This window comes from Nocardiopsis sp. NRRL B-16309 (genome assembly GCF_001279585.1).
Classification (GTDB): Bacteria; Actinomycetota; Actinomycetes; order Streptosporangiales; family Streptosporangiaceae; genus Nocardiopsis.
This window is the reverse complement of sequence record NZ_LGEC01000086.1, coordinates 32170-44115: the sequence shown is the minus strand read 5'-3', so window position 1 is coordinate 44115 and position 11946 is coordinate 32170. Positions and strand designations below refer to the sequence as shown.

The 11946-nt window shown below is 70.1% G+C and carries 7 protein-coding genes and 1 pseudogene; 5 read left to right on the top strand and 3 right to left on the bottom strand.

What is annotated here, in order from left to right:
• Positions 1–342: 342 nt before the first annotated feature.
• The 4 genes from ADL05_RS19445 (at position 343) to ADL05_RS19430 (ending at position 8194) form a co-directional block, all read left to right on the top strand.
• Entirely contained in the window at positions 343–2793 is a 2451-nt protein-coding gene (locus ADL05_RS19445; RefSeq protein ID WP_053618424.1) for an FAD-dependent oxidoreductase, read from the top strand.
• A gap of 154 nt (positions 2794–2947) precedes the next feature.
• A complete protein-coding gene (locus ADL05_RS19440; protein ID WP_156365928.1) occupies positions 2948–4096 on the top strand; it encodes an aromatic ring-hydroxylating dioxygenase subunit alpha in 1149 nt (382 codons plus the stop codon).
• Positions 4097–5866 (top strand): BCCT family transporter, encoded by a 1770-nt coding sequence (locus tag ADL05_RS19435; protein ID WP_053618422.1) that lies wholly within the window; start codon positions 4097–4099, stop codon positions 5864–5866.
• Positions 5867–5869: 3 nt separating this feature from the next.
• Entirely contained in the window at positions 5870–8194 is a 2325-nt protein-coding gene (locus ADL05_RS19430) for an FdhF/YdeP family oxidoreductase (protein WP_053618421.1), read from the top strand.
• A gap of 17 nt (positions 8195–8211) precedes the next feature.
• On the opposite strand, the gene ADL05_RS19425 is transcribed toward ADL05_RS19430, so the two are convergent.
• Together ADL05_RS19425 and ADL05_RS31870 are read right to left on the bottom strand one after the other, a co-directional pair.
• Complete coding sequence (locus tag ADL05_RS19425) at positions 8212–8754, bottom strand: class IV adenylate cyclase (RefSeq protein WP_053618420.1); 543 nt, start codon at positions 8752–8754, stop codon at positions 8212–8214.
• Positions 8755–9303: 549 nt separating this feature from the next.
• A pseudogene (locus ADL05_RS31870) lies at positions 9304–9810 on the bottom strand (radical SAM protein); the annotation flags it as partial.
• Positions 9811–10055: 245 nt separating this feature from the next.
• Between ADL05_RS31870 and ADL05_RS19415 the strand changes: the two are divergent.
• Positions 10056–11330 carry a helix-turn-helix transcriptional regulator gene (locus tag ADL05_RS19415; RefSeq protein WP_053618419.1) on the top strand — a complete coding sequence of 425 codons (1275 nt, stop codon included), beginning with the start codon at positions 10056–10058 and terminating at the stop codon, positions 11328–11330.
• Here ADL05_RS19415 and ADL05_RS19410 read toward each other — a convergent pair.
• Positions 11289–11834, bottom strand: coding sequence for an NUDIX hydrolase (locus ADL05_RS19410; protein ID WP_053618418.1), 546 nt, complete (start codon positions 11832–11834; stop codon positions 11289–11291). The genes ADL05_RS19415 and ADL05_RS19410 overlap by 42 nt on opposite strands.
• Positions 11835–11946: the final 112 nt, after the last annotated feature.

Sequence of the window (11946 nt, the reverse complement as noted above, 5' to 3'; positions counted from 1 at the left end):
ACGTCATCGCCCAGGCCCTCAAGCCCGACTTCGACGCCCAGGCGCTGAGCGCGCGCGTGCGCGCGCTGGCCGCCAAGCACCCGCTCTACCCCAACCTGTGACCCACCGCGGCCACCCGCGCGGGCCGGTGGTCCGACCCCCGGCGAGCCCCGGACCCGGCACAGCCACCGGACCCGGCCCAGCCACAGCCACAGCCACAGCCACAGCCACAGCCACAGCCACCAGCACCCCTACCTCCACCGGCAGCCGGCGCCCCACCGGGGGCGACCGGGCGCCGTGTCTCGACGACTGGCTCCAGCGCGGGTTCGGACGCGCTACGACCACATGATCAGGAGAGCTTCCATGCCGACCCAACCACGCGTTGTGCTCATCGGGGCGGGCATCGTCGGCTGCGCGCTGGCCGACGAGCTGACCGAGCGCGGGTGGACCAACGTCACCGTGCTCGAACAGGGGCCGCTGTTCGCCACCGGTGGGTCCAGTTCGCACGCACCCGGCCTGGTGTACCAGACCGTCGGGTGCAGGACCATGACGCGGCTGGCCACGTACACCGTCGAGAAGTACACGGCGCTGACGCTGGACGGCCAGTGGTGCTTCCAGCAGCTCGGCGGCCTGGAGGTGGCGACCACGCCCGAGCGCTGGGCGGACCTGAAGCGCAGGCACGGCTGGGCGACGTCGTGGGGCGTCGAGAGCCACCTGCGCGACCCCGGCGAGTGCGCGGAGCTGCACCCGCTGCTCGACCCCGCCAAGATCCTGGGCGGGTTCCACATCCCCGGCGACGGCCTGGCCAAGCCGGTACGCGCGGGCGAGGCCCAGGCCAGGCGGGCGATCGATCGCGGAGCCCGGTTCCTGGCCCACCACAAGGTCACCGGCATCGAGCGCCACGGCGGGCGGGTCCGTGCCGTGGTCACCGAGCACGACACCTTCGCGGCCGACATCGTCGTCTCCTGCGTCGGCATGTGGGGGCCGCGGATCGGCCGCATGGTCGACCTCGACATCCCGCTGGTCCCGATGGCGCACCAGTACGTCAGGACCACTCCGCTGCCGGTGCTCAGGGGCGTCAACGACGAACGGCGCGAGATGAGCAAACCGCTGCTGCGGCACCAGGAGGCCGGCCTCTACTTCCGCGAGCACGTCGACCGGATCGGGATCGGGGCCTACGAGCACCGCCCGATGCCGATCTCCGCCGACGACATCCTCGACCCCGGCGTCGCGCCGACCATGCCGTCCGAACTGCCGTTCACCCCCGAGGACTTCGGCCAGTCCTGGAAGGACGCCGTCGACCTGCTGCCGTGCCTGGCCGACGCCGGCGTCGACGAGGGGATCAACGGGCTGTTCTCCTTCACCCCGGACGGCAACCCCCTGCTCGGCGAGCACCCCGACCTCCAGGGCTTCTGGGTCGCCGAGGCGGTGTGGATCACGCACTCCGCGGGCGTGGCCAGGGCGATGGCGGAGTGGCTGGTGGACGGCCAGCCCGGCCTGGACCTGCACAACTGCGACCTCAACCGGTTCGAGGAGGTCGAGCGGGGACCGGAGTACGTCCACCTGCGCAGCTGCCAGGCCTTCGACGAGGTCTACGACGTACTGCACCCCCTGCAGCCCGCCGAACGCCCCCGCCCCCTGCGCACCAGCCCCTTCCACGAGCGCCAGGTGGAACTCGGGGCGGTGTTCCTCGAAGCGTCCGGCTGGGAGCGGCCGCAGTGGTACGAGGCCAACGCGGACCTGCCCGAGGTCGAGCAGATCCCCGAGCGGGGCGAGTGGGCCTCCCGGTACTGGTCGCCGATCGCGGGCGCGGAGGCCCTGGTGGCGCGCGAGCGGGTGGCGATGTTCGACATGACGCCCCTGAAGCGCCTGGAGGTCACCGGCCCGGAGGCGCTGACGTTCCTCCAGGCGATGACGACCAACCAGCTCGACCGCAGGGTCGGTTCGGTCGTCTACACCCTGATGCTCAACGAGGACGGCGGGATCCGCAGCGACCTCACCGTCGCCCGGCTCGCCGAGGACCGCTTCCAGGTGGGCGCCAACGGCCCGATCGACCTGGACTGGCTGCGCCGCCACCTGCCCCGCAGCGGCACCGTCCAGCTGCGCGACATCACCGCGGGCACGTGCTGCATCGGACTGTGGGGGCCGGCCGCGCGCGACCTCCTCCAGCCGCTGACCCGCGAGGACTTCTCACACCGGGCGCTGGGCTACTTCAAGGCGAAGCAGGCCTTCGTCGGCGACGTCCCGGTGACCGCGATGCGCCTGTCCTACGTCGGTGAGCTGGGCTGGGAGCTCTACACCACCGCCGACATGGGCCGCCGCCTGTGGGACACCCTCTGGGAGGCGGGACAGGAGCACGGCGTGATCGCCGCGGGCCGCGGCGCCTTCACCAGCATGCGGTTGGAGAAGGGCTACCGGGCCTGGGGCTCGGACATGAGCACCGAGCACGACCCCTACGAGGCCGGGGTCGGATTCGCGGTGCGCATGAACAAGGGCTTCTTCCACGGGAGGAACGCCCTGCGGGGCCGCTCCGCGGACACCGTCACTCGCAAGCTCACCTGCCTGACCATCGACGACCCCCGCCAGGTCGTCATGGGCTCCGAGCCGGTCCGCGTGGACGGTGTGCCGGCCGGCTACGTCACCAGCGCGGCGCGCGGCTACACCATCGGCAGGAACATCGCCTACGCGTGGCTGCCCGCGAGCGCCTCCGTGCCCGGGACGGCCGTCGAGATCGAGTACTTCGGCGAACGCGTCCCCGCGGTGGTGGCGGCCGAGCCGCTCTTCGACCCCGACATGGTACGGATCCGGTCGTGAGGCGCCCACCCGCCGCCTGATACCGGGGCGGTGCCCGCCGCGCACCGCCCCCACCGAAGACCCGCCCCGGCTCCCCCCGACCACCGGCGCCCCGCGCGCCGACCCTCGGAGACCGCTCAGCACAGAGACGGAGTCAGCTTTGACCGAGAACCTCATGACCCGCGCCGCCGGTTCCGCGCTGCCCGAGAGCCTGATCCCGACCCTGCCCGGACACAGCTACACCGACCCCGGCGTCTTCTCCCGCGAACAGGACAGGATCTTCGAGCGGATGTGGTTCTGCTCGGTCCGCGCCGCCGACCTGCCCGAGCCGGGCGACTTCCGCACGGTCCAGATCGGCCGCGAGAGCGTGCTGGTCACGCGGTCCAGGGACGGGTCGCTGCGCGCCTTCCTCAACATCTGCCGGCACCGGGGCGCCAGGCTCTGCACGGACGAGTCCGGCAGTGTGAAGCGCACCTTCCAGTGCCCCTACCACGCCTGGACCTACGGGCTGGACGGCAGGCTGGTCGCCGCGCCGAACCTGACGTCGATGCCCGACATCGACCGCACCGAGTACGGGCTCAAGGCGGTGCACCTGCGCGAGTGGCTGGGCTACGCGTGGCTGTGCCTGGCCCCGGACCCGCCCTCGTTCGCCGACACGGTGCAGGCCGACGTCGTCGAGCGGCTGGGGTCGCTGGAGGCCGTCGACAACTACGAGGTCGACGAGCTGGAGCTGGGACGCCGCATCACCTACGACGTCCGGGCCAACTGGAAGCTCATCATCGAGAACTTCATGGAGTGCTACCACTGCGCGACCATCCACCCCGAGCTGACCGAGGTCCTGCCCGAGTTCGCCGACGGCTACGCCGCGCAGTACTTCGTCGGGCACGGCGCGGCCTTCGGTGAGGACGTCTCGGGGTTCACCGTGGACGGCGGCGAGGGCTTCGACCGGCTGGCCGGGGTGGACTCCGAACAGGACCGCAAGTACTACGCGATCACCGTCCGACCGCAGGTCTTCATCAACCTCGTGCCCGACCACGTGATCGTGCACCGGATGTTCCCGCTGTCCGCCGACCGCACGGTCGTCGAGTGCGACTGGCTGTACAGCAAGGACGTCGTGGCCTCCGGCCGCGACGTCTCGCGCTCCGTCGAACTGTTCCACCGGGTCAACCAGCAGGACTTCGACGCCTGTGAGCGCTGCCAGCCCGCGATGTCCTCGCGGGCCTACGCCGGCGGTGGTGTCCTCGTCCCCTCGGAGCACCACATCGGCGCGTTCCACGAGTGGGTGCAGAAGGCACTCGCTCCTGACAAGGATGGTGACGAGTAGATGATCACTGCCCCCAGGGTCTTCTGGCCCTCAGTGATCCTGGTGACCGCGTTCGTCGCGGCCGCGGTGTTCTTCACCGAGGCCGTGTCGGCGGCGGTCACCGCCCTTCAGGACACCGTGATCGGCACGTTCGGGTGGTACTACATCCTGATCGTCTGCGCGTTCGTGGTGTTCTCGATCCGGGTCGGCCTCGGCCGGTTCGGTGACATCAAGCTCGGCCCCGACGACGAGGAGCCCGAGTTCCGGCTCAGCACGTGGTTCTCGATGCTGTTCGCCGCCGGAATGGGCATCGGACTGGTGTTCTGGGGCGTCGCGGAGCCGCTGAACCACTTCGCCGCCCCCAAGCCGGGCGTCGAGGGCACGCCGCACGACCTCGCCCAGCAGTCGCTGGTGCAGACGTTCCTGCACTGGGGCCTGCACCCGTGGGCGATCTACGTGGTCGTCGGCCTGGCCATCGCGTACGCGATCCACCGCAGGAACCGTCCGGTGTCGATCCGCTGGGCCCTGGAGCCGGTGCTGGGCAAGGAACGGGTGAACGGCTGGGCCGGCGACCTGATCGACATCATCGCGGTCGTGGGCACCCTGTTCGGCGTGGCCACCTCGCTCGGCCTCGGTGTCCTGCAGATCGCCTCCGGGCTCGACTTCCTCGGCGTGGTCAGCGACCCGGGCAACTGGACGTACATCGTCCTGATCGGCGCGATCACCGCGCTGGCGATCTTCTCGGTGACCACCGGCGTCAAGCGCGGGATCAAGTGGCTGTCGCAGATCAACATGGGCCTCGCCGCCGTGCTGCTGCTCATCGTGCTGGTCACGGGGCCGACGCTGTTCATCTTCCGGGAGTTCGTGCAGTCGCTCGGGCTCTACTTCCAGAACCTGCTCCGGCTGAGCTTCGACACCAGTGCGCTGGAGGGCGCGGACGGCGCCCAGTGGCAGGGCTGGTGGACGACCTTCTACTGGGGCTGGTGGATGTCCTGGGCGCCGTTCGTGGGCGTGTTCATCGCGCGCATCTCGCGCGGCCGCACGGTGCGCGAGTTCGTCACCGGCGTCCTGCTGGTGCCGACGGCGGTCACGTTCCTGTGGCTCACCGTGTTCGGCGGCAGCGCCCTGTACCGCGAGGTGTTCGGCTCCGGCGGCGGTGTCGCGGCGGACGGGTCCGTGGACACCGAGGCCGCCCTGTTCTCCCTGCTCGGTGACCTGCCGGGCGGAACCCTGCTGGTCGCGGGCGGGGTCGTGCTCATCGTGCTGTTCTTCGTGACCTCGTCGGACTCCGGTTCGCTGGTGGTCGACATGCTGGCCTCCGGGGGAGATCCGGAGACACCGGTGTGGAGCCGGGTGTTCTGGGCGACGGCCGAGGGGCTGGTGGCCATCGCGCTGCTGCTCGCGGGCGGCCTGAACGCCCTCCAGGTCGGCGCCATCCTCATCGCCCTGCCGTTCAGCGTCGTCATGCTGGTGATGTGCGTGGCGACGTGGAAACAGCTCGCCGCGGAGCGCGCCCGCCAGATCCGGGTGCAGCGCAGACTGGAGCGCGAGAAGCTCACCGAGCAGGTGTCGCAGCACCTGTTGGAGGGCGACGAGTTCACCGAACAGGTCTCCCAGCACCTGCTGGAGGGAGACGACTTCACCGACCAGGTCTCGCAGAGCCTGATCGAGGAGGGCTGGACCGAGCCGAACGGCGCGGAACCCGCCGGGACGGCGTCCGCCGGAGCGACACGCGCTGGGACGACGCCCGCCGCAGCGACGCCCTCCGACACCGTCGAGGACAAGGTGTGACGCATGGTCGAGCGCGCCCCTGAACAGGATGTCGACGAGGACGCGCTGCGCGTCGGTGAGCCCGGCCGGTCCGCGGCCGGGCTCACCGGGGTGCTGGTCTCCCTGCGGCGCGCCCGCGAGCAGATGGGCGTCGCCCGGACCGTGCGGACGCTGCCGCTGGTCAACCAGCGGGCGGGGTTCGACTGCCCCGGGTGCGCGTGGCCGGACCCGCGGGCGGCCGAGGGCGACCGGCGCAAGCGCGCCGAGTTCTGTGAGAACGGCGCCAAGGCGGTCGCGGAGGAGGCCACGACCCGCCGGGCCGGTCCTGGCTTCTTCGCCCGGCACGCGGTCGCCGACCTGGCCGGACACACCGACCACTGGCTGGGCGGGCAGGGGCGGCTGACCGAGCCGATGGTCCTGCGCGAGGGCGACACCCACTACCGGCCGATCGGGTGGGCGGAGGCCTTCGACGTCATCGCCGAGCACCTGCACGCGCTCGACTCCCCCGACCAGGCCGCCTTCTACACCTCAGGGCGCACCGGCAACGAGGCGGCGTTCGCCTACCAGCTGCTCGTGCGGTGCTTCGGCACCAACAACCTGCCGGACTGCTCGAACATGTGCCACGAGTCCTCCGGAATGGCCCTGAACGAGACGATCGGGATCGGTACCGGCTCGGTCTCGCTGTCCGACGTCGAGCACGCGGACCTGGTCCTGGTGCTCGGCCAGAACCCGGGCACGAACCACCCGCGCATGCTGGCGTCGCTGGAGAGGGTGAAGGAGCGCGGCGGGCGGATCGTGGCGGTCAACCCGCTGCCCGAGGCCGGGCTGCTCCGGTTCAGGAACCCGCAGAAGGCGAGCGGGATCGTCGGCCGGGGCACCGCGCTGGCGGACGAGTTCGCGCAGATCCGCATCGGCGGCGACCTGGCGCTGCTGCGCGCCCTGACCGGGCTGCTCGTGCTGGCCGAGGACGCGGCGCCGGGCACGGTGCTCGACCGGGCGTTCGTCGAGGCGCACACGCACGGCTTCGCGGAGTTCGCGCGCCGGGCACGGCACATCGACTGGGCCGCGACCGAGCGCGCGACCGGGCTCGGCAGGCCCCAGATCGAGCGGATCGCGCGCATGCTGGTCGACTCCGAGCGCACGGTCGTGTGCTGGGCGATGGGCCTGACCCAGCAGAGGCAGGGCGTGGCGACCATCCGCGAGGCCGTCAACCTGGTGCTGCTGCGCGGCATGATCGGCACGCCGGGGGCCGGGCTGTGCCCGGTGCGGGGGCACTCCAACGTGCAGGGCGACCGGACCATGGGCATCTACGAGAAGATGCCGGAGGCGTTCCTGCGCGCCTTGGAGGAGGAGTTCGGGGTCGACGTGCCGCGTGCGCACGGGATGGACACCGTCGAGACCCTGCACGGCATGCACGAGGGGCGCGTCAGGGCGCTGATCGCCATGGGCGGCAACTTCGCCGCCGCCACACCGGACACCGCGGCCACCGAGCGCGCGCTGCGCGGCTGCGACCTGACCGTGCACGTGTCGACCAAGCTCAACCGGTCGCACGTCGTACCGGGTCGGACCGCCCTGATCCTGCCAGCGCTCGGCCGCACCGAACGGGACGTCCAGGAGTCGGGGGAGCAGTTCGTCACCGTCGAGGACTCGATGTCGGTGGTGCACGCCTCCCGGGGCCGTCTGCGGCCCGCGGGCGAGCACCTGCTGTCGGAGGTCGCGATCGTCGCCCGCCTCGCCCGCCGGCTGCTGGGCACGGACCACCCTGTGCGCTGGGAGGAGTTCGAGCGCGACTACGACGCCGTCCGCGACCACATCGCGCGCGTGGTGCCGGGCTGCGCGGACTACAACCGGCGGGTGCGCGAGCCGGACGGGTTCGTCATGCCGCACCCGCCCCGCGACTCACGCACCTTCCCGACCGCCACCGGGCGCGCGAACTTCACGGTCAACGTCCCCGAGCCGATCGAGGTCCCCGACGGGCGGCTGCTCCTGCAGACGATGCGCAGCCACGACCAGTACAACACCACTGTCTACGGCCTGTCCGACCGCTACCGGGGCATCGAGAACGCGCGCCGCGTGGTGCTGGTCAACGACCACGACATCGCCGCGCTCGGCCTCGCCGACGGGGACCTGGTCGACCTCGTCTCGGAGTGGACCGACCCGCGCACCGGAGTCGAGGAGCGCCGGGCCCCGCGGTTCCGGGTCGTGTCCTATCCGACCGCACGGGGGTGCGCCGCCGCCTACTTCCCCGAGGCGAACGCGCTGGTTCCGCTCGGCGCTGTCGCGGAGGGCTCCAACACACCGGTGTCGAAGGCCGTCGTGGTCCGGCTGGAGGCGGCCTCCGGAACCTGAGCCACGGCGGACAGGACTCACTCCGCGCCGAAGCGCAGATCGGCGATGGCGGACAGGTCGATGCCGTAGCGGGTGTAGACCTTGGTCGTGTTCTCTCCCGTCAGGTCCGCCTCTGCATAGCCGAGCAGTGCCGCGATGCGGACAACCTCGGCACGGCTGTCCGCCTCGATCTCCAGATAGGCGGGGATGCGCGGCCAGGAGTCGATCTCCAGCTGGGCCCCGTCCAGGGTGAAGCTGTGCCTGCGGTTCTCCTGGTAGGCCTTGGGGGTGTAGCCGAGCTTGCCCAACAGCGCGTTGGCGGTCTCGAAGCCACCGACGGCTGTCTCCGTCTCGCGAGTGCCTCCGATGGCGTCGGAGTCGATCTCCTTGACCGTGAGCGTCACCTCGGTGCCGGTGTCGCGCAGACGTATCCATCGGGAGGCGTCGCCGGGTTCGATGTCGTAGACGTAGCGGCGCTGGAGCACCTCCCCCAGATCCGCGCCGCCCTTGTCGAGGATGAGCCGGGCGACCTGGTCGGGGTCGATGTCCACGACCTTGGCCTCGTACTCGATCGCGCTCATGTTGTCGGGCTTCCTTCCGTCGGGTTTCGTCGTGGGCGAAGTGGCGGGGGTGGCGTGGTTGGCTTCCAGCCTGTCACGGTCGACCTGGCGGAAGCGGAGGATCTCGGTACTCACAGGACCGTTGAGGAAGTCGTCGATCGGTTGGCACAGGTCCATGCGTTGCAGGCACACGCCGGCCAAGTAGTTCCCTGGGCGGTCCCGGTACAGGCGCAGTCCGTAGAAGCCTTCCTGGCAGTCAGTGTCGTTGTTGAACCGGCACCCCCGACAGATGGCGGGCAGGCGCACCGGGCGGATCCACTTGACGTGGACACGGCGCCGTCCGCCGTCGATGCGGTAGGCGGTGCGCGCCCCGGAGGCTCCTGCCGTGAGGTGGCGGGCCTCGGCGACGGCACCGCGCTGGGCCAGAACTTCGTGGATGGCGTCGATGGAGGCCTGGCCGTGGTCGAGTGAGTTGAGCAGACGGACGGACAACTCGGGCGCGTAGGTGTCCAAGAGCCGGTGGACGCGGTCGATGTGGGTGTGGTCGAGGATGACGATATTGGCGCTGGCGGAGACTCCGTGGTCGACGCAGGCCTGGATGGAGGCGTGTAGGGCCTCGATCTTGGCGGTGGCCTTGGCGGGGTCGCGGAAGCGGTCGTGCTGGACCTGGGCGAGTTCATCGGGGGTGGTGCCGAAGATGGAGAAGTTGACCCGGTCGAGCCCTACATTGGCGCAGGCGGGTATCTGCCGCGCTCCGTTCTCACCGTTGGAGGTCATACACACCCGATACCCCTGAGCGGTAGCGAGGCGGACCAGGTCGGACAGACGCGGGTGGAGTGTGGGTTCGCCCCCGGTGAGATGGAGTTCGGTGAGGCCCATGCGCTCACGCAATCGGTGCAGGGCGTGAGCGAAGCCCTCATCGGGTGGGATCGTGGCCGGAAGGAAGCGGGAGCCGTTGGTGGCGGCATAAATCGACGTTCTTCCGGAGCTTCCAGCGGTTAGAAAGGGTCCTGGTCCACGGCGGCGGTTGTCGACCACGACAGGCGTGCCCTCGTTGTGGCAGAAGGTGCAGGTCATACCGCAGGCATCGAGAATTTTGACGCGCAGCGTGGTGTCGATGTCGACGTGCGTCGGCAGTGACTCGACGGCCGGTGAAGTGTCCATGGACGGACTCCTGTGACAGCGCTCTCGGTGGAGCGGGAGGGTGTGTCACAGGCGACGATCCCGTTGCTGGTACCGCCCTTCCCATCCCTGGTGGATATCCCACCCGGGGATAATCGAGGCCGCGTCCACGTCGACCGATAAAGGAATGGAAGGAAGCCATGCCCGGTCATCCCTGGGAGAGGATCGACATTCCGGCCTGGGCATGGGAGCGACAGGACACTCAGCGGCTCCTACGAGAGCGCGACATCGCTGGTCTGCTTCGTCTGGCCCAGACCCATGGCGCGAGCCAGACCCGGATCGCCTCGACGACCGGCATCGCTCAGGGGCGAGTGAGCGAGATCCTGAGCGGAAGGCGGACGGTCAGCTCGCTGCAGCTGATCGAGCGGATCGCTGATGGGCTCGGCATGCCCGACCGCTCCCGGATGTTGTTCGGTCTGGCACCCCAACAGGCGCCTCTGGAGACGGGTCGTTCTGCTGCCGGCAGCGACGCCGCACGTGCCGCTCCATCGGGGGCATCGGCCATCGATCACCAGGTGCGCGAACGTCTGGAGGTCGCGTCCATCGATCAGGCGCTCGTCCGTCTTTTCGGGCAGCAAACGCAGAACCTGCGGTTGATCGACCGAAAGCTTGGAGCCCATTACCTCCTGGCCCAGAGTCAGGCGCACGTTCAACAGATGCACGAACTGCTGCGCCACTCGATCCCCGGGCCCGTGCGGCGGGGCCTCGCCCGAGCCCTGGCCGAGGCCGCCTCCCTGACCGGATGGCAGGCACTGGACGCGGGAGGTGTGGCAACGTCCTGGCGCTATGACGAAATCGCCAAATCGGCCGCACGTGAAAGTGAAGACCCCGTGGTCCTTGCCCACGTGAGCGCCGAGCAGATCTACGTGCTCTTGGACAGCGGTCGGGGAAACGAGGCGCTGGCGGTTATCAGAGCGGCGCACGACGAGGGAGGAAAGGCACTGCCGCCCTTGCTGTGCTCGTGGCTGTGGGCAGCCGAAGGAGAGGTGCGTGCGTCGCTCGGCCAGGAGCCGCAGTCCCAGAGGGCACTGGAACGGGCCTTCGCCCTTCTACCGCAGCAGCCGGACGACCCCTCGCTGCCGTTCCTGATGTTGGACCACACCCACCTCCTGCGCTGGCGCGGGCACTGCCTGGCCCGCTTGGGGCACAGCGAGGCGATCGAGGACCTCACCCGCGCGCTCGATGGCATCGCCCCGTTGGAGCTCGGACGCGCCGAGGCCGGACTGCGCACCGATCTGGCCGTGGCCTACTCCGTCCACGGCGACCTCGCTCAGGCCCGTCGCCAGGCACAGCGCGCCACTGAGCTCTCCGAGCGGTCCGGTTCTGTCCGTCAACGTGCCCGGTTGGCCCGGCTCCTGGAACCTCGGTCTCCGTCAGGAGGCGAGGAGGTGGAGCAGGGCGACGAGGGTGCCTGAGCTCTGTACCCGCCCCTCGGCGACCAAGCTGCGGACCTTAGCCAGGGGCACCCATTCGTAGACGCCCTCGTCGAACTCGGTCGGGTCCGCGACCAGCTCGGCGCCTCGACCGACGAAGACGTGGTGGGGGCTGCGGACCGTACCGATCATCGGCTCGAACGTGGCCACGTGCTCCACAGCGCCGACCTGATGCCCGGTCTCCTCCAGGGCTTCGCGGACAGCGGTCTGCTCCGGCGTCTCCGCAGGGTCCAGAAGCCCTCCGGGCAACTCCCACCCCCACACATCGGGCACGAACCGGTGCCGGTAGCTCATCAGGACATGCTCTTCGGTCCGGTCCAGAATCGCGATCACTGCGGCCGAGGGCAGGGTGACGGTGTGGTGCTCGAACCTGTTCCCGGAGGGAGTGGTGATGTCAGCCTTGCCCAACCGCACCCACGGGTTGTCGTACAGGGTGCGCTCACCGTGCACCACCCAGCGGCCCTGGCCGTCCTTGGTCCCATCCATGCCCTGAAACTACCGTGTCAAGGCCCGCGTGGAAGGAACTGGTCAAGTTCCACCACCCGCCCGAGGCAATCCCAGCGCGCGCCAGAATCTCCATCACGCCCGGTGCGAGGAC